Genomic DNA, 19,321 nt, shown 5'->3' on the forward strand with positions numbered 1-19,321 from the left:
ATGAAGACATTTCCAGTCAGTATTGTAACTCCTGATGGACCGGTTTACGAAAATGAAGTTGAAATGGTAAGCGTAAAAGCAGAGAGCGGGGAAATGGGGATCTTGCCAGGTCACATTCCAACTGTTGCACCACTTAAGGTTAGTGCAATTCGCTTGAAAAATGGTGGACATACAGATTACGTAGCAGTTAGCGGTGGCTTTATTGAAGTTCGCCCTGAGAAAGTAACAGTATTAGCACCATCTGCTGAAACAGCAAGTCATATCGACGTTCATCGTGCAAATGAAGCGAAGCGCCGTGCTGAGCAACGTCTGCAAGATAAACAAGCACATGTTGACTTCAAACGTGCAGAAATGGCACTACAACGTGCAGTGAACCGTTTGAACGTTTCAAATATGAAGTAAAAAAAAGCCGTAAAGGAGTAAACCTTTGCGGCTTTTTTGTAGTTATTAGCAGTAAAAACCCTATTGGTGAAAGCTTCCCATCAGTGGGTTTTTCTTGCCAATTTACTGATAAATTGAAATACCATTTTTTCCTTTATTTTTTGCCTCATACATCGCCATGTCAGCATGTTGCAGAAGTGATATAGCGTCATCTCCTGCATCTGGATAAGTGGCAATTCCAATGCTTGGTGTAATGTGCAATGTGTGATTTTCTATTTGAATTGGTTCATTCATGACCTTCAAAATTTCATTTGCAATTGTTTCAACTTTTGAGAAACTGTCGTATTTTTCGATTAGAACAGTAAATTCGTCTCCGGCAAGCCGAGCCACTTTTCCACCTTGTCCAACAGCGCGTTGCAATCGCTTTGCAACTTCAATTAAGAGAAGGTCCCCCATTTTATGACCCAGTGTATCATTAATAATTTTGAATCGATCTAAATCGAGAAACATGATCGCGAATTGAGTTTCGTCTTTACCGGCTTGAATAATTGCATTGTCCAACTGCTCTTCAAATGCACGGCGATTAGCAAGATGTGTTAATGCATCATGATATGCTAAAAAATTAATTTGCTCTTGCTGCTTTTTGCTCTCGGTGATATCTTTTACCATTACATAAATACCCATAATTTGTTCTTTAAATATGATTGGTACAACTGTTACATGTAAATAATAAATATCTCTATTTTGATGGTATGCGCGTATATCTAAAGCTGTGGAATGTCCCTTTTTTACATAACGAAAAACGTCCACAATCGTTTCTAAATCTTCTTCATACACAAGAGAATAGTAGGGCTTGTTCAAGATTTCATCTGCTTGATAGCCAAGCAATGTGATTCCAGCGTTATTTATATTTAAAAAATTCCCATGTAAATCTAATGTGAAAATTGGATCAGGATGATGCTCGTATAATGATTTAAACATTTGTTGGCTTTGAAATAATGCGTTTGTTTGATTTACTAAGTCCTCTGTTCGCAGTTTAATTTGTTTTTCTAACTCTAGATTAAATTGCTGCTGTTTTTGTAATAGTTTTTTATTTTGATTTCGTACTAACATATGGCGAATGAGTACAAAGAAAAATGTTAAGAAAACTCCTTTTACTAAAATGGGTGAAAAAGTGTTTTCATATAAGGTAAATATAATTAATGCAGCAACTGATAAATAAGGAATGGATAACCGAATCTTCTCGCCCATTTGGATAGTGAAAAGAACTTGTACATATTTGTTTTGTTCGTTTGTATGAAGCAGACAAGCGATTGCAACTATCCCTAATATAACTTGATAAAGAGGTGCTACGGTAAATGTAGAACCATGTGGCAAAAAATATTTTATGTACGCATAGGTAGAGTCAACTAATGCATATAAGATGAGCGAACAACTTAGCAATGAAATAACTAGCTTGGAAGTAATGGAAACGAGTTGAAATAATAAACAAACTCCAATTAATAAAAATAGTAAATTCGCAACTGGATACGCAAGTTGAACAAATTCAGAAATGATAGATATTTCAGTTTGGTTCACAGCGTTTTTAATGAATAGATAGTAGTTTAAAGTAAATATTGTTGTAATGATGATACAGATATCACATAAAATAAATATTCTTTTCCAATTTTCGCAGTCATGCATAAATTTATAGAAAAAAGCTAGCGTATAGAAGAGTAAAAATAATAAATAGAATATATCTGATGGATCTACAAATTTTCTATATTCGTGCAAAACTAAACGTTGATACATAACAATCGTATCTCCAATAAAGTAAAAAAGCGAACCGATTGCTAATAGCATCCAAAACGTGTAGGCGTGTCCTTTTTTTCGGGAAGTAGAATAAAATAAAGAACTACATATCACTAGATCAATGATGAGAGTAGTTATACTAGTTTCCATTTGAAAAAGAAACGAGTGCTCTCCCCATATTTGTAAAGCTATATAATGAAATACAGTGTAAATAAATAAAAGTCCTAGAAGAAAAAACAAATGGGTTTGTTTGTTTTTTGTCATAATCGTTCACCTGTGATGTTAGATGTCATGTTCTTGTTATAAACATACAACATTTCTTCTCTTATTTATAGTATGCCATATTCTTTTAAAAGGAATAGGATTTTCAAGACATATTTTTTATCCCGCTATTCGCGGGCAGTAAGACCCCCACCTCAAGATTCAAAGAGAAACGAGGAAGATAGGTGGGGGATAACTGCCTGTAAAAGCCCAATTGGTGAGAGCTTTCCATCAGTGGGAGATGAAGAACCCCCCACTGATGGAAGTTTCACTTTATCCCGATACTTTGGGGCTCATCTCAAGATTTAGAGAAAGCGAAGGGAGCTGTTCGAAAATCCCGATTGAGCAATAATTCGATTAGAGGCTGTGATGTGAAATGAAAGCTAAGCAACCTTTGAAGCTTTTTTAGTAAATTGCTAACACTTTTCCTTTCTTTTGAATGTGTATTTTTATATATATAAATAGTAAAATGATATTACTAGGATTTGTTTATATTAAAATTCATGAATATTCACGGTTAACAGAAAAAGGGGGAACAATATGTTTCAAAAAATGAGTATTCGAGGTCGCATTATAAGTCTAGCTGTTGTTCTTATGTTATCTCTTGTGATTGGATTTGGAATTTTTACGAATGTGATATTGAGAAGTGGTGTTGAAAGTAGTATTGCCACATTTGGGATAAGCATTGAACAAGCAATTGCCAAGAATTTTGACGTAGATTCTTATAAGGAATGGCTGCAGAATCCAAAGAAAGATGATACTTACTGGAAACTTCGCGAGCGTTTAAATACGATTCGTGAAAACAATGGAGCTCTATACCTTTATACATTACAAATTAAGAATGGCAAGACATATATGATTATTGATGGACAACCAAAGGATTCAAAGATACAAGTTGCCATTGGAGAAACGACAAGCATGAACTATCCCGATATAGACCAAGTATTGTCCGATAAAGCAATTCATACTGAGATTATTAAAGACGAAAAGTATGGAGATTATATGACTGTCATTGTACCTATTAAGGATAAAAGCGGCAAAGTATTTGGTGCTCTTGGGATGGATATAGATGCGTCCAAAGTTAAAGATATTGCAGGGGAGGTTGCCAAGGAACATGTTCCCAAATTACTTTTATTTATCATAGTGATTTTTGTTTTCTCTCTTATTATCTTAACTGTATTTATTCGTCGCATCTTAAAGCCGCTCGGCGCAGTAGAACAAGCAGCCACACGCATAGCACAGGGGGATTTACGGGATACAAACATTGCATATACAAGAGAGGATGAAATAGGTCGTATTGTAGGAGCATTTCAACATATGACGCTCTATTTGCGATCTTTAGTCAATGACGTGCAGACAACGGCGCAGACAGTAAAACAAGCATCCAGTAATCTTGTATCTTCTTCTTGCTATCTTCAAGAGCAGAATAATATGATATTGGCCGCAAGCGATGAAATAGCATCTAGTAATACCCATACGGTTCAGTCTATGGAACGGACGACTGAAAATATTCAAAGTTTTGAACAAGAAGTCAAAGGAGTCGCAGAAGCTGTTGAACAGATGGATTTTATTTCAGGAGTTGTGAAAAAAGCCGGTCATGAGGGGGAGCAATCTCTGCAAGAATCACTGAACCGGAGTGAAGTGACTGGAAAGAGCTTTGAGGCACTCTGGAATACAATGAATACCCTGTTAGAGCGTGTTAAGGGGACCGAAGAAATTGTGCAAACTATTGACGATATTGCAATACAAACAAACTTGCTTGCTTTAAATGCCTCCATTGAAGCGGCACGTGCGGGGGAAAGCGGAAGAGGATTTGCGGTTGTAGCAGAAGAAGTTCGCAAGCTGGCTGAAAAAACAGCAGAGCACACTGACCGTATCCAGAAAATAACGCAAGATATCCGTACTGAAACAGAAGAGGCTAATCTAGAACTGACTGCTGCTTTAAAGAAATATACCGAACAAAATAACCAGGTCAAGGAAGTAAAAAATCAAATGCAGGGATTAAAGAGTGTAACGAATGAATTGAATGAAGCGCTTCAAAATGTAACAAATCGTGTTCATTCCATTCAGCAGCAACAAACATCTATTCAAAATGAAACATTATCTGTAATGTCTGCTAGTGAAGAAACTGCTGTGGCGACAGAACAAGTAAATGAAATTATTCAAACAACAGCTGAAAAAATTAATGAATTTGTAACTGAAGTGAATGTTATTGATCGGGATGTAAAGGAGCTTGTTCAAAAAACAAATCAATTTATTCTTAACAGTTAGGGTACTCGCTACCATATGCATGAATACGGAAAAATTCTGTTCACAAGGTGTTGAAACAGGCTTTCTCCGTATTTTTTTCTACCTTTTTCCAATATATCGACATAGGAATTTGAAATTTGATATAATATCTATAATCGCATTATTTAGAAAAATTAAAAAATAATAAATGGTGCAAATCAATCATAATGTTTACTGAGTGAACTTGTATTTGTAAGGGGGGAGAGGGTTTCACAATGGCAAATGTATATGAAAACAGTTATATGATTGTCGTCATTTTTTTGCTATTAGGTATATTACTGCCGATTGTAGCGCTCACATTAGGGAAGTTGCTGCGTCCACATAAACCGAATGCAGTGAAGGAAACAACATATGAAAGTGGAATTGAGCCGTTTCATGATGCAAACGTGCGCTTCCATGCTCGTTATTATATTTTTGCATTGCTTTTTGTCATTTTTGATGTAGAAACTGTATTTTTATATCCGTGGGCGGTAGCGTATGACAAGCTAGGTCTATTTGCATTAGTGGAAATGCTCATCTTTGTTATTATGCTACTCATTGGTCTTGCATATGCTTGGAAAAAGAGGGTGTTACAATGGCTATAAATTTTGAAGATATTCATCCGCAAGAACGTGCTGAATTAGAACGAAATATATTTTTTACAACGCTTGAACAAGTAAAGGGCTGGGCTCGCAGTAATTCGTTATGGCCGATGACATTTGGACTGGCCTGTTGTGCGATTGAGATGATGGGAGTTGGCTCCTCACATTATGATTTAGATCGATTTGGTTCTTTCTTCCGGACGTCACCGCGTCAATCAGATGTCATGATTGTATCTGGAACAGTAACAAAGAAAATGGCACCAATCGTTCGTCGTTTATATGATCAAATGCCAGAGCCGAAGTGGGTCATTGCGATGGGATCTTGTGCAACGGCAGGAGGACCATATGTGAACTCCTATGCTGTTGTAAAAGGGGTGGATCAAATCGTACCAGTGGATGTATACATTCCTGGATGCCCGCCAAATCCAGCAGCTTTAATTTACGGTATTAATAAATTAAAAGAGAAAATTCGTTACGAAGCAAAGACAGGGAAGCAGGTGACGAATAAATGAGCGACCAAGATAAAAATATAGATGATGCGAAAAAAGAAGCGGCAAGACGTGCAAAGGAAGAAGCGCAGAAGCGAATGGCGGCGCGTCAGGAAAAGGAGATTCCTATTGTAGAAGAAAAAGAGAAAGCGCTGTCAAATGAAAGTGAAATAGATGCAGCAGAAGCAAAGCGCCGTGCAGCAGAAGAAGCGAAAGAAAAGGCGAAGGAACTAGCGGCGCAAAAGGCATCGGAAAGACAAGCATCCGGTGATGATGAAAAAGCGAAAGCAATCGCAGAAGCGAAGGCGGCTGCGCTAGCGAAGCAGAAAGAAAAGGAAGAAGAATCGCCAGAGGGTGACGAGAAAGCGAAAGCAATCGCAGCAGCAAAAGCAAAGGCGGCTGCATTAGCGAAGCAGAAAGAAAAGGAAGAAGAATCGCCAGAGGATGACGAGAAAGCGAAAGCAGCGGCAGCAGCAAAAGCAAAGGCGGCTGCATTAGCGAAGCAGAAAGAAAAGGAAGAAGAATCGCCAGAGGGTGATGAGAAAGCGAAAGCAATTGCAGCTGCGAAGGCGAAAGCAGCTGCAGCAGCAAAAGCGAAGGCGGCTGCGCTAGCGAAGCAGAAAGAAAAGGAAGAAGAATCGCCAGAGGGTGACGAGAAAGCGAAAGCAATCGCAGCTGCGAAGGCGAAAGCAGCTGCAGCAGCAAAAGCAAAGGCGGCTGCATTAGCGAAGCAGAAAGAGAAGGAAGAAGAATCGCCGGAGGGTGATGAGAAAGCGAAAGCAATCGCAGCAGCGAAGGCAAAGGCAGCTGCAGCAGCAAAAGCAAAGGCAGCGGCAAAAGCCCGGGCGGTTGGAGGAAAGCAAGAGGAAGAAGAACAGAAAGTAGAAGAGCCGTCGCGAAATCAGCCATATTTAGATGCGTACGTTCAGGCAATTACAACGAAATTTGGCGAAGATGTACTAGAGGATTTCTATATTAATACATTGTCTAAGGACGTTCCGACGCTCATTGTGAAGCTGAAGCATTACTATGAAGTGATGGAACTTTTAAAAAAGAATCCTGAATTTGTATTCAATTATATGTCGGAATTGCATGCGACAGATTTTGTGACACATATGGAAGTGTACGTGCATTTATTTTCTTACGGTAAGAAGCAATCTGTAGCGGTAAAAGTAAAACTTGACCGGGACGAGCCGAAAGTACCTTCTATTGCACCGTTATGGAGCGGGGCAGATTGGCCGGAGCGCGAGGCATATGATTTACTTGGTGTTGTGTTTGAAGGGCATCCAAATTTAAAGCGTATTTTGATGCCGGACGATTGGGTTGGCTATCCGCTGCGAAAAGATTATGAGCCTTTTGATGTGGAGGTGTAGCAAATATGATTCGTACAGAAGAAATGCTTTTAAATGTAGGGCCGCAGCATCCGAGTACGCACGGTGTATTTCGGCTCGTTATTAAAATTGACGGGGAAATCATTAAAGAAGCTACGCCTGTCATTGGATATTTGCACCGCGGTACAGAGAAAATTGCGGAAAGCTTGCAGTATACGCAAATTATTCCGTATACAGACAGAATGGATTATTTATCAGCTATGACAAATAACTACGTCATTTGTCACGCGGTTGAGACGATGATGGGATTAGAAATACCAGAGCGTGCTGAATATTTACGCGTACTTGCAATGGAGCTCGGGCGCGTGGCCAGTCACCTCGTTTGGTGGGGGACAAATTTACTTGATATCGGAGCGGTGAGTCCGTTCTTATATGCATTTCGTGAACGCGAGATGATTATTAACCTACTGAATGAATTATGCGGCGCCCGTTTAACATTTAACTATATGCGTGTTGGCGGGGTGAAGTGGGATGCTCCGGATGACTGGATTGAAAAAGTGCGCGAGTTTGTTCCATATATGAGAGAGCAGCTAAAGGGGTATCACGACCTTGTGAGCGGCAATGAAATTTTCTTAAACCGCGTAAAGGGAGTCGGTATTTATTCGGCAGAGGATGCATTGCAATATTCATTAAGCGGAGCGAATCTGCGCTGTACTGGAGTCAAATGGGATCTTCGCAAAGGCGAACCGTACTCGATTTATGATCGTTTTGACTTTGATGTTCCGGTCGGTAAAGTAGGCGACGCTTGGGATCGTTACATTTGCCGGATGGAGGAAATTGAAGAGTCGCTGAAAATCATTGAGCAAGCGGTAGAGCAGTTTCCGAAAGAAGGAGCTATTTTAGCGAAGGTACCAAAGATTATTAAAGCACCAAAAGGTGAGGCGTTCGTTCGAATTGAATCACCGCGCGGAGAGATTGGCTGTTACATTGCGAGCGATGGAAAAAAAGAGCCGTACCGCTTAAAGTTCCGCCGTCCATCCTTCTATAATTTGCAAATCTTACCGAAGCTTTTGAAAGGCGAGAATATCGCAAACTTAATTACAATCTTAGGCGGCGTTGATATTGTACTTGGGGAGGTTGATGGATGATGATACAAAACCTCTTAGAGTCACCCGCAAGCTGGACGAATTTTCTTATCTTCTTCGGATTAGCAACGTTGTTATTGTTTGTCGTTCTTGGCTTTGTTACATATGGGATTTTAGCAGAGCGAAAAGTAATGGGATTTATGCAAGGGCGCATAGGGCCAAACCAAGTGGGCGGCCGTTTTGGGCTCCTGCAAACAGTAGCGGATGTGTTAAAGCTTCTGTTAAAAGAAGATACAATCCCGAAAGCCGCCGATAAACCGCTCTTCATATTAGCGCCTGTCATTGCGTTTGCGCCGGCATTTATGGTACTGGCGGTTATTCCGTTTACAGATAAATTGCAGTTTGCCGATATTGGCGTTGGCTTACTATACTACATTGCCATCTCCGGTATTACCACAATTGGCGTTGTAACCGGGGGCTGGGCGTCTAACAATAAATACTCCTTACTAGGAGGAATGCGCGCCGCAGCGCAAATGATCTCCTATGAAATTCCACTTGTTATGAGCGTAATTGGAGTAGTTCTTCTAACAGGCAGTTTAAATTTAAATGAAATTGTCGAGGCACAAAAAGGAGTTTGGTATATTTTCGTGCAGCCAGTTGGTTTTGTCGTATTCTTAATCGCAGCTGTTGCCGAATTGAACCGGACGCCGTTTGATTTACCGGAAGCTGAATCGGAGCTTGTTTCTGGATACCATACGGAATACTCAGGATTCCGCTGGGCGTTCTTCATGCTCTCTGAGTACGTGTATTTCTTTGGAATGGCATCGCTTATGACGGTACTATTCTTAGGAGGATGGCAGCCAATTCCGTTTCTATCGTTTATTCCAGGAGCTGTTTGGTTTGCACTGAAATTTAGCACTGTTGTGTTTCTATTAATTTGGTTCCGCGTGACGTTTCCGCGTATACGAGGCGATCAATTAATGGAGTTTGGCTGGAAAGTACTATTGCCAGTAGCGCTTGCGAATATTTTCTTAGCTGCACTTATAAAAGAATTGTTCTTCTAATCTAAAAAGGGGGGTAGGAGTACAATGAAAGGATTATTTAAAGGTTTAAAGTATACGCTTAGTAACTTAAGTAAGAAGAAAGTAACATACGACTATCCAAATCAGCCACTGCCACTTCCAGATCGCTTTCGCGGTATTCAAAAGTTTTACCCAGAAAAATGTATTGTTTGCAATCAATGCGCAAATATTTGCCCGACAGACTGTATTCAGCTAACAGGGAAAAAGCATCCGGATCCAGAGAAGAAAGGGAAAATCATTGATACGTATGATATTAACTTTGAAATTTGTATTCTTTGCGATCTTTGTACAGAAGTTTGTCCTACAGAAGCAATTGTGATGACAAACAACTTTGAGCTAGCTGAATATTCACGTGATGATTTATTTAAAAATTTACAGTGGCTGGATGAAAATGATCAAAATGTGAGAAGGGAGAATAAAGCATGAATGGCGAGTTAGTAGCATTTTTAGCATTAGGCTTGCTTGCGATGATGGGCGGCGTACTTATGCTGAACTTAACGAAAGTGATGCATATGATGCTCGCTCTAGTGTTTACGTTCCTTAGTATTGCTGGGCTGTATTTTATGCTATCAGCAGAATTTGTCGGGGTTGTTCAAATTTTGATTTACTCCGGTGCAATTACAATCATTATGATTTTTGGCATTATGCTAACGAAGCATAATGATGAGGAAGAAACGCGTTTTGGGTGGCGGAAATTGCTTGTTTTTCTTGCAGTTGCAGTATTTGGTGCGGTGATGTATTTTGCGGTGAATAACGTAGGTTTTGAGAATCAAAACGTTCAAGATGGGGTATTGCTTCATGAGCAAAATACACTTCATATTGGAGAATTGTTGTATTCGAAATATATAATACCGTTCGAGCTAACGTCTATTTTATTACTGGTTGCTCTTGTCGGCGCCATTGTACTTGCGAAGAAGGATGAGAAAGAGGGGGATTCGCATGAGTAGTATTCCAGCTTCTGCGTATCTGACGCTTGCGATTATACTGTTTTGCATTGGTTTATTTGGAGCATTAACGAAGCGTAATACAGTAATTGTATTGGTTTGTATTGAACTGATGATGAACGCGGCAAATTTAAATTTAGTTGCCTTTAGTAAATTAGGGATGTTTCCAAATTTAAAGGGACAAATTTTTTCACTGTTTACGATGTCCGTCGCTGCAGCAGAGGCTGCGGTTGGCTTGGCAATTTTAATCGCTTTATACAGAAACCGCGCAACGGTGAATGCGGACGAAATGGATTCATTAAAGCATTAATGTTGTGACCGAAAAGGGGGGAGAAATTAATGATGGACTATGCATGGCTAATACCGCTTTTCCCGCTTGTATCTTTTGTTTTACTCTTAGTATTTGGCAAGAGGCTGAAAGAAGGAAGCAGCTTACTTAGCACCTTTCTCGTTTTTCTTTCGTTTGCGGGTGCGGTACTTGTATTAATAGAACGGCTATCGGCAGGAACGGTAAAACAGCAATGGACATGGCTGCAAATCGGAGATGTGAATATTTCCTTCGGTTTTGAAGTAAATGCGTTAAACGCATTGATGCTCTTTATTGTCACGCTTGTGAGCTTGCTCGTTCATATGTATTCGAAAGGGTATATGCACGGCGATGAAAGGTTCCATATTTTTTATGCATACTTAGGGTTATTTACATTTGCAATGCTTGGGCTTGTGATTTCAACTAACTTACTACAGCTTTATATATTTTGGGAGTTAGTAGGACTCGGCTCCTTCTTGCTAATTGGTTTCTATTTCTTTAAAGAAGAAGCAAAGGCAGCTGCCAAAAAGGCGTTTATTATGACGCGTATTGGGGATGTCGGCTTGTTTATCGGGATGATTCTATTATTCTGGCAAGTTGGCAGCTTTGACTACGATGCAATCTTCCAGGCGGTACAAGCTGGAGAGATTTCAGGGACGATGATTACACTAACGGCGATTTTAATCTTTGTCGGCGCAATGGGGAAGTCCGGTCAGTTTCCGCTGCATACGTGGCTTCCGGATGCGATGGAGGGTCCAACGCCAGTATCAGCGCTTATCCACGCAGCAACAATGGTTGCGGCTGGGGTATATTTAGTTGCTACCATGTTTCCGCTTTTCTCAGCGAGCGAAGCGGCGATGCAAACTGTTGCCATCGTTGGCGGCGTTACGGCAATCTTTGCAGCATCCATTGGCTTAGTGCAAACAGACATTAAGCGTGTGTTAGCGTACTCCACAGTAAGTCAACTTGGTTATATGATGCTTGCACTTGGTTCAGCAGGGTACGTGGCTGGTGTTTTTCATTTAACGATGCACGCGTTCTTTAAGGCATTATTATTCTTAGCAGCCGGAAGCGTCATTCATGCCGTACATACACAAAACATCGAAGAAATGGGCGGCTTGTTTAAGAAGATGAAAATAACCGGCTCGTTGTTTTTAATTGGTACGCTTGCAATTAGCGGCGTTCCGTTACTTTCTGGTTTCTTTAGTAAGGATGAAATTTTAGCGGCGACGTGGGAGCACGGCAATTACGGTTTATTCGTCCTTGCGGTAATCGCAGCGTTCTTCACTGCCTTTTATATGTTCCGCCTTTACTTCCTTGTCTTTACGGGAGAGGCGCGCGGGGAGCAGAAGAATGTGCATGAATCTCCTAGCGTAATGACAGTGCCGATGATGGTTCTTGGTGTCTTAGCTGTTATAGGCGGTTATGTGAATACACCTTGGTTCGGAACATTTCTTGGGGATTGGCTTACAAAAGACGCAGCGTTTCAGGTGAGGGAAATTCATGGTCCGGCCTGGATCATGATTGTGGCAACGCTCGTTTCATTAGCAGGGATTTTCTTAGCGTATTTGATATATGGAAAACGTACAATTTCCCGTGACTGGATTGGCGGCGAGAATACTGCAATATACAGCTTGCTGAAGGAGAAATATTATATTGATGAATTGTATAGCGTAACAGTGATTCCACTCGTAAAAGGAATTGCATATGTTTTGTACTTCTTTGAAACGTATATTGTCGAAGGAATTGCGAAGCTAATCGCTGGCATTGTAAGAGGTGTGAGCGCGGTCTTCTCGAGATTACAAAACGGGCAAGTGCAAATGTACGGCACAGTTACAGCAATTTGTTTAGCTGTACTAGTAGTGATTTTGCTATTGACAGGGGGGCATGGACAATGAGTTCTTTTCTATTATCTTTCTTCATTTTCTCCCCGCTGTTAGGTATCGTACTGTTGGCATTTGTACCGCAGAAAGAGGAGAAAGCGGCGAGGATTGTTGGTCTGCTTGGAACATTACTTCCGCTTGGGTCTGCGCTCTTTATCGCGAGTACATATGCATCGGGAAAAAGTTTAACGATGTTTGCAGAAAAGGTAAAGTGGATTCAATTTGGGAACTTTCCAGGTATAGAGAAAGAATTGTTTACGATTTATTATGAGCTTGGCATTGATGGTTTCTCGCTCGTTATGATGCTTCTGACAGCATTGTTAGCAACATTAGCGGCCATTACGGCGTTTTCTATTACAAAGCATGTAAAAGGCTTCTATATGCTATTGCTTATGCTTGAAATCGGAATGCTTGGTGTCTTCGCTGCTGAAAACTTGCTGCTGTTCTTCGTTTTCTTTGAAATTACATTGCCAGCTATGTTTTTACTCGTTGGCAAATGGGGCAAATTCAACAGTGAAAAAGCAGCGTACAGCTATTTGATTTATAACGGCATTGGTTCTGCGATTTTACTCATTGCCTTTTCGATTTTATTTGCAAGGGCAGGCACAACAAATATAGCAGAGCTGCAAGCAGTTTTAGTAGGGGGAAAAATGACAACAGTTGGCCCAATATCTGATTCCTTGCAGCTTGGGTTATTTCTAGCCATTATGGTTGCATTTATGATTAAGCTCCCGGTCTTTCCGCTTCACCGCTGGATGGTAAACGTTCACGTGCAAGCGCACCCGGCGACTGTTATGCTGCATGCAGGTGTTCTCTTAAAGATTGGGGCATACGGGATTGTCCGCTTTGGAATGTGGCTTTTCCCAGAGCAGTTTGAAAAGTTCGCAGTTGTCTTAGGGGTTTTAGGAGTTATCAATTTACTGTATGGTGCTATTCTAGCGCTTGTTCAAACAGATTTCCGAAAAGTGCTCGCATATTCAAGTATTTCGCATATGGGAATTGTGCTGATCGGTTTAGCTGCGCTGAACGCGGCAGGGATGAAGGGGGCATTGTTCCAAGTTGTTTCCCACGGTTTAATCGCCGCACTGTTATTCTTCCTTCTTGGCATCATCGAGCAGCGCTTTGGCACTTCTGACATTACAAAACTCGGCGGCTTAGCGAAGCGAGTACCAATCCTTAGTGGTTTCTTATTAGCGGGAAGCATGGCTTCGCTCGGACTTCCTGGAATGTCTGGTTTTGTGAGTGAATTTCTAGCGTTTCTTGGCTTGTTTCAAGCGCATCCAATCTTAGCGGCGGTCTCGGCAATCGGTATTATTTTAACAGCGGTGTACGTACTCCGGGCAGTTATGCAAGTTACATTCGGACAAAGGGAATGCGAAGAAAAAAGCGATATGCGCGGATTGGAATACATCCCCGTTGTGATTTTGCTGGCGTGTATTTTGATTATTGGTATCGTGCCAGATGTACTTGGTGAACCGCTTCGTGACACACTACAATCTTTAGGGGGGAGATAGAAGATGGATATGAAAACATTACTAGGCTTATCATGGTATTTAATGACGCCGGAGTTTATCCTCATTGGCGGCGCTATTCTTCTATCTCTTCTTGATCTGTTCGCGAAACAAACGTTTCATCGCCGGAATTTATCATACGGGGCAATTGCGACTGTTATACTCGCACTCGTTGCACTCGTTACATTATACGGTGCACCGGCTGGAGAGATTTTAGATGGATCATTTATATTAGATGGATTTTCAAAAGCATTTAAAACACTCTTATTGCTTGGCGGTCTTCTCGTCTTATTCATTGCAATGAGCGACGATGCCAAGCAGCCGATTGAAGACCTGGGAGAATATTATTACTTATTTTTAACGGCGCTTCTTGGTGCGATGGTTATGGCGTCTAGCAGCGATCTTATTACATTGTTCATCGGTCTTGAATTATTATCATTGTCTTCGTACATTTTAGTCGGCATTCGTAAGAACAATAAAGCTTCGAATGAGGCGGCAATGAAGTATGTAATTAATGGCGGGATTTCTACAGCAATTACGCTATTTGGAATGAGTTATTTGTACGGACTGACGGGTTCAACGAATATTTTGGATATGCAGCGTTTATTCATGCAAGGAGTGAGCGGTGATATACAACTTTTATTGGCACTTGCGTTTATCCTGCTCTTTGTCGGTTTGTCTTTTAAAATTGCGACTGTCCCATTTCATATGTGGGCACCTGACGTGTATGAAGGAGCGGCAACGCCTGTTACAGCGTTTTTAGGAACAATATCGAAAATTGCTGGATTTGTGATGATTATTCGTATTTTCCTAGTTATTTTTGCAACAATTCCTATTCAAAATGAAACAACATCGTTATTAAGCAATATGAGCATCTATATTGCAGTTCTTGCCGGTGTAACGATGATTGTTGGAAATAGTGTTGCCTTAAAGCAGTACAATATAAAACGAATGCTTGCATATTCTGGAGTGGCACATGCCGGTTATTTACTTGTACCGTTCGTAGCGTTGTCACCATTTCTTATGGATAGTATGTGGTTTTACATGCTTGCTTATGTACTGATGAATATCGGAGCATTTGCGATTATTCACGGGATAATCTTACAAACGGGACAAGAAAATATATCCGCTTTTGCAGGTTTATATAAACGATCACCATTTGCGGCGGTCATGATGACAATTTTTATGTTGTCACTTGCTGGTATTCCGGGAACAGCAGGATTTATCGGAAAGATTAACATCTTTTTAGGAGCCTTTATCGTTCAGCCGGCTCATTACGTGCTAGCATCAATTATGATGGGGACAACGGTAATCTCGTTCGTCTATTATTTCCGTATTTTGCAGCAAATGTTTTTCCGCCGCGCAGAAAGCGAAGACCGCATCGTTCTTCCGATTAACTTGAAAATAGTTGTAGGCCTTTGCGCGATTGCGACAGTTGTGCTCGGTATATTACCAGCAATCGGATACAATTTCTTTTATGATTATTTTCCGCTTATGAAGGATTTCTTCTTTGTTGGGAACGTGGTACAATAGTAAAAATTGAAAGTGTAGAGCATATACTCTACACTTTTTATTTTGGTTATTTTTATTTACTACAAAAGTAGTAAGTGGATTGAACCAATCGGGTTCATACAGGCAATTATGCACCAAGATATACGGAAGTTACTGCCTGTTAGAGCGGGATGAAGGGATCGATTTTTATGGCGCAAATTTTAGGGCAACAAGCACTCATTGCGATTGTTTCGCATTTACTGTTTATTACCATCACGTGGTGGGCGCTGCAGGGCCTTCACGTAGAACGCCTGATGAAATCAGGGAAGGTACTGCAAATGAGAGTGTTGATGATTCTTGTAACGATTGCTATCGGTGCATCTGTAAGTAACTTTTTCCTTGATTATTTAGGGTATTCAAAGAGCTTAACGTACCTTGTAAAGTAAAAAAGTACAACGTATAGAACCATCCTTCTCCGTCAACAATGGGGACTAGGAGGGGATGAACGTGAAAAAGATGCAAGCCATGCTTTTGATTGTTGTAAGTGCTGTTATATTTTTAGTCGGATATAGAGAAATGAAACCTGTGAGCGATCAGGAAAAAATGGAAAGTATGATTGCTGCTTTAGAGAAAAATGGTACTGATGTTCAGCATTGGTCTTGGTTAGCGCGGGAAACAAAGACAATTTCAAATATACATACGTTTGAAGAGTTACTTAGTCAAATTAAGCAACGTGCAAATGTAGAAGAGTGGGAAATTGAACAGTCTAGGGATGGTTATAAAGCAACAGCACAAAAAAGTTATTCTTCTTATGAAGAAAGGCTAGTAGTTACATGGACAATGGAAAATACTAAAGAAAACACTTTCATTATATATGAAGTGAGCGGGGCGAAATGGGACCCTAAATATACGGATAAAACGAATAAAATTTTTAGTACAAAACCAAAAATTTATACTTGTATTCAAGGTACGCTCAGTGATAAGATTGAAGGTGTTTTGCAAGATAAAGCCGATGAAGTTTTGAAAGATCTTTCAGCAAGAGCAATTGAAAAAGTAGAAGAAAGAGCATTTGTGTCAGTCTCCGCATATAATAAAAAATGGAATGACGCTCTTTCAACAAATAAAGAGAAAATCAATGTGCAAATAGCAATACGTTCTACGAACAACAAGAATACAATTGTGGTTGGCACACCGATCATAACTTCTGAGTATTGAATATATGTGAAATAAGGACACGGAGGGGAATAACTTGGAAAAGATCATCGTCCGTGGCGGAAAGCGGTTGAACGGCACAGTGCGCGTAGAGGGCGCAAAAAACGCTGTATTACCTATAATCGCTGCAGCCCTATTAGCGAGTGATGGAAAGAATGTACTATCTGAAGTACCAGAACTTTCAGATGTATACACAATTAATGAAGTACTACGTCATTTGAATGCAGAGGTATCTTTTGCAAACAATGAGGTAACAATTGATGCATCCAAAGAACTACAAATCGAGGCACCATTTGAATATGTACGTAAAATGCGCGCGTCCGTTCTGGTAATGGGACCGCTTTTAGCACGTAATGGTCGTGCACGCATTGCGCTTCCTGGCGGTTGTGCAATCGGTTCACGTCCAATTGACCAACATTTAAAAGGCTTTGAAGCAATGGGAGCAAAAGTAAAAGTTGGTAACGGATTTGTTGAAGCGTATGTAGACGGCAAATTAACAGGTGCGAAAATTTACTTAGATTTCCCGAGCGTAGGGGCAACAGAAAACATTATGTCTGCTGCTGTATTAGCAGAAGGGACAACAATACTTGAAAACGCAGCAAAAGAGCCAGAAATCGTAGACTTAGCGAACTTCTTAAACGCAATGGGCGCAAAAGTACGCGGCGCTGGAACTGGCACAATTCGTATTGAAGGTGTCGATAAATTATATGGTGCAAACCATTCAATTATTCCTGACCGTGTAGAAGCAGGGACATTTATGGTTGCAGCAGCAATTACAGGCGGAAACGTGTTAATTGAAAATGCTGTACCAGAACATTTACGCTCTATTACAGCGAAAATGGAAGAAATGGGCGTTACAATTATTGAGGAGAACGAAGGTGTACGCGTTATTGGCCCAGAGGAGTTAAAAGCGGCTGATATCAAAACGATGCCACACCCAGGATTCCCAACAGATATGCAATCACAAATGATGGCATTATTATTGAAAGCAAACGGCACAAGCATGATTACAGAAACAGTATTCGAAAATCGTTTCATGCATGTGGAAGAATTCCGCCGTATGAATGCAGATATTAAAATCGAAGGCCGTTCTGTAATTATGAATGGACCTGGTAACCTGCAAGGTGCTGAAGTAGCAGCAACAGATTTACGTGCTGCAGCAGCATTAATTTTAGCTGGTTTAGTATCTGAAGGTCATACGCGCGTAACAGAATTAAAACACCTTGACCGCGGATATGTAAACTTCCACGGCAAGTTAGCTGCATTAGGTGCAGATATTGAACGTGTAACTGAACAAGTGGAAGAAGTAACAGAACAACAAGTATCTGATCTTCACGCTTAATAGAGATGGCTTCTATGCTTTGGCATGGAAGCTATTTTTTTATGTATTGTTACTGTTATAGTCAGGAAATGCAATATTTATGCCTGTTTCATTACAAATATTCTAAAAATTTAATTTTGGTTTTCGCTAGAAAGAAGAAAAGAACTTGTTCTAAATGCTTGTCTTACTCCATAAGAATGAAATGAGTCTAATTTCATAGTGGAGGAAAGCAATGAAAACTACGAAGCCAATTATGGTCATAGTAACGCTGTTAGTAGCGTTAGTGATTATCGTACCAAGCATGCTTGTTTTTCCGTTTGCAAAAGCGAAAGAGGAAAAGCATAATACGCCTTCTGCTCCTCCAGCAGCGCAAAGTGCGCAAGCTCCTTCTCCTACAAAGACAAATGTGCAAGTATCTGTGTATCGCAGCAAACAAAAGAAGGTTGAAACTGTTGGAATTGAAGACTATGTTGCCGGAGTTGTCGCTGCAGAAATGCCAGCAAGTTTTGAAGTAGAAGCATTAAAAGCACAGGCATTAGCAGCACGTACATTCGTTGTGAAGCGGATGTTAAGCGGGCAAAAGCTTCAAAATAAAGCAGACGTAACAGATACAGTAGACAATCAAGTGTACAGAAATAAAGAAGAGCTAAAAGAACAATGGGGAAAAGAGTATGAAGGCAAAATGCAGCGTATTGAAGAAGCTGTATCGAAAACAGCCGGACAAGTTTTAACGTATGAAGGGAGTCCCATTACAGCGTCATTTTTCTCGACAAGTAATGGCTACACAGAAAATGCTGCAGATTATTGGGGCAGCGACTATCCATACTTAAAAAGTGTAAGTAGTCCGTGGGATCAACAAGAACCAAAAGAACAAACCTTTACTGTTGCTGACTTTCAAAAGCGCCTTGGCGTGAAAGTATTAGCAAACGGGAATGTTGGTAACATTAAAGAACGAACAGAAGGAAAGCGTGTGAAGGAAGTTGAATTTCAAGGGAAAACGTTAACGGGAAAAGATGTGCGGGAAAAGTTGGGCTTACGTTCCTCTGACTTTACGTGGAAGCAGCAAGGCGATCAAGTTGTTATCACAACGAAAGGTTATGGTCACGGCGTTGGGATGAGCCAATACGGTGCAAACGGAATGGCGAAGGAAGGTAAGACGTATACAGATATCGTGGCGTATTATTATAAAGGCGTGGCAATTTCGGCATTGAATCAGTATGAGGGAAAAATAACGGCGAAGAAGTAAAAGCATAGCGCGGCGGCGCTATGCTTTTTTATGTGGGTGAGAGGATGGCATCTGATTTTGTCGAAGTGCCGATAAGTGATACAGAATCTGTATGAAAAATATCATAAATTTCCATAT

The 19,321-nt window shown here is 40.5% G+C and carries 18 protein-coding genes; 17 read left to right on the forward strand and 1 reads right to left on the reverse strand.

Going from position 1 to position 19,321, the window contains the following annotated elements:
* On the forward strand, window positions 1–402 hold the full coding sequence (locus ACFQZ1_RS02040; protein WP_098307138.1) for a F0F1 ATP synthase subunit epsilon: 402 nt from the start codon (window positions 1–3) through the stop codon (window positions 400–402).
* A 102-nt stretch (window positions 403–504) separates the two neighbouring features.
* Here the strand turns inward: ACFQZ1_RS02040 and ACFQZ1_RS02045 are convergent, their stop codons facing one another.
* Window positions 505–2,436 (reverse strand): sensor domain-containing protein, encoded by a 1,932-nt coding sequence (locus ACFQZ1_RS02045; RefSeq protein ID WP_377880431.1) that lies wholly within the window; start codon window positions 2,434–2,436, stop codon window positions 505–507.
* Between the two features lie 1,056 nt (window positions 2,437–3,492).
* Here ACFQZ1_RS02045 and ACFQZ1_RS02050 point away from each other — a divergent pair.
* The 16 genes from ACFQZ1_RS02050 (at window position 3,493) to spoIID (ending at window position 19,204) form a co-directional block, all read left to right on the forward strand.
* Entirely contained in the window at window positions 3,493–4,704 is a 1,212-nt protein-coding gene (locus tag ACFQZ1_RS02050) for a methyl-accepting chemotaxis protein (RefSeq protein ID WP_377880482.1), read from the forward strand.
* Between the two features lie 233 nt (window positions 4,705–4,937).
* Window positions 4,938–5,306 (forward strand): NADH-quinone oxidoreductase subunit A, encoded by a 369-nt coding sequence (locus ACFQZ1_RS02055; protein WP_377880432.1) that lies wholly within the window; start codon window positions 4,938–4,940, stop codon window positions 5,304–5,306.
* Window positions 5,297–5,815 (forward strand): NADH-quinone oxidoreductase subunit NuoB, encoded by a 519-nt coding sequence (gene nuoB, locus ACFQZ1_RS02060; protein ID WP_020061447.1) that lies wholly within the window; start codon window positions 5,297–5,299, stop codon window positions 5,813–5,815. The genes ACFQZ1_RS02055 and nuoB overlap by 10 nt, the downstream gene beginning before the upstream one ends.
* Window positions 5,812–7,164, forward strand: a complete 1,353-nt coding sequence (locus ACFQZ1_RS02065; protein WP_377880433.1) for an NADH-quinone oxidoreductase subunit C — start codon at window positions 5,812–5,814, stop codon at window positions 7,162–7,164. The genes nuoB and ACFQZ1_RS02065 overlap by 4 nt, the downstream gene beginning before the upstream one ends.
* 5 nt (window positions 7,165–7,169) lie before the next feature.
* Window positions 7,170–8,270: an NADH-quinone oxidoreductase subunit NuoD gene (gene nuoD / locus ACFQZ1_RS02070; RefSeq protein WP_377880434.1), complete on the forward strand. Its 1,101-nt coding sequence runs from the start codon at window positions 7,170–7,172 to the stop codon at window positions 8,268–8,270.
* Window positions 8,270–9,271, forward strand: coding sequence for an NADH-quinone oxidoreductase subunit NuoH (gene nuoH / locus ACFQZ1_RS02075; protein ID WP_377880483.1), 1,002 nt, complete (start codon window positions 8,270–8,272; stop codon window positions 9,269–9,271). The genes nuoD and nuoH overlap by 1 nt, the downstream gene beginning before the upstream one ends.
* Before the next feature lie 24 nt (window positions 9,272–9,295).
* Window positions 9,296–9,715, forward strand: coding sequence for an NADH-quinone oxidoreductase subunit NuoI (gene nuoI, locus ACFQZ1_RS02080; RefSeq protein WP_336482189.1), 420 nt, complete (start codon window positions 9,296–9,298; stop codon window positions 9,713–9,715).
* Window positions 9,712–10,236: an NADH-quinone oxidoreductase subunit J gene (locus ACFQZ1_RS02085; protein ID WP_377880436.1), complete on the forward strand. Its 525-nt coding sequence runs from the start codon at window positions 9,712–9,714 to the stop codon at window positions 10,234–10,236. The genes nuoI and ACFQZ1_RS02085 overlap by 4 nt, the downstream gene beginning before the upstream one ends.
* Window positions 10,229–10,543 carry an NADH-quinone oxidoreductase subunit NuoK gene (gene nuoK / locus ACFQZ1_RS02090; RefSeq protein ID WP_377880437.1) on the forward strand — a complete coding sequence of 105 codons (315 nt, stop codon included), beginning with the start codon at window positions 10,229–10,231 and terminating at the stop codon, window positions 10,541–10,543. The genes ACFQZ1_RS02085 and nuoK overlap by 8 nt, the downstream gene beginning before the upstream one ends.
* Before the next feature lie 29 nt (window positions 10,544–10,572).
* Window positions 10,573–12,438: an NADH-quinone oxidoreductase subunit L gene (nuoL, locus tag ACFQZ1_RS02095; protein WP_377880438.1), complete on the forward strand. Its 1,866-nt coding sequence runs from the start codon at window positions 10,573–10,575 to the stop codon at window positions 12,436–12,438.
* A complete protein-coding gene (locus ACFQZ1_RS02100; RefSeq protein WP_377880439.1) occupies window positions 12,435–13,937 on the forward strand; it encodes an NADH-quinone oxidoreductase subunit M in 1,503 nt (500 codons plus the stop codon). The genes nuoL and ACFQZ1_RS02100 overlap by 4 nt, the downstream gene beginning before the upstream one ends.
* 9 nt (window positions 13,938–13,946) lie before the next feature.
* The gene (nuoN, locus tag ACFQZ1_RS02105) at window positions 13,947–15,467 is read left to right on the forward strand and encodes an NADH-quinone oxidoreductase subunit NuoN (RefSeq protein WP_377880484.1); all 1,521 of its coding nucleotides are present in this window, start codon (window positions 13,947–13,949) and stop codon (window positions 15,465–15,467) included.
* Window positions 15,468–15,634: 167 nt separating this feature from the next.
* Window positions 15,635–15,871: a DUF1146 family protein gene (locus ACFQZ1_RS02110; RefSeq protein ID WP_377880440.1), complete on the forward strand. Its 237-nt coding sequence runs from the start codon at window positions 15,635–15,637 to the stop codon at window positions 15,869–15,871.
* 70 nt (window positions 15,872–15,941) lie between these two features.
* On the forward strand, window positions 15,942–16,640 hold the full coding sequence (locus ACFQZ1_RS02115) for a YwmB family TATA-box binding protein (RefSeq protein ID WP_377880485.1): 699 nt from the start codon (window positions 15,942–15,944) through the stop codon (window positions 16,638–16,640).
* A gap of 34 nt (window positions 16,641–16,674) precedes the next feature.
* Window positions 16,675–17,979 (forward strand): UDP-N-acetylglucosamine 1-carboxyvinyltransferase, encoded by a 1,305-nt coding sequence (murA, locus tag ACFQZ1_RS02120; RefSeq protein ID WP_377880441.1) that lies wholly within the window; start codon window positions 16,675–16,677, stop codon window positions 17,977–17,979.
* A 211-nt stretch (window positions 17,980–18,190) separates the two neighbouring features.
* Complete coding sequence (spoIID, locus tag ACFQZ1_RS02125; protein ID WP_377880442.1) at window positions 18,191–19,204, forward strand: stage II sporulation protein D; 1,014 nt, start codon at window positions 18,191–18,193, stop codon at window positions 19,202–19,204.
* Window positions 19,205–19,321: the final 117 nt, after the last annotated feature.

Origin of the sequence: Bacillus sp. CGMCC 1.60114, from assembly GCF_042676365.1 — a bacterium.
Taxonomy (GTDB): domain Bacteria; phylum Bacillota; class Bacilli; order Bacillales; family Bacillaceae_G; genus Bacillus_A; species Bacillus_A rhizoplanae_A.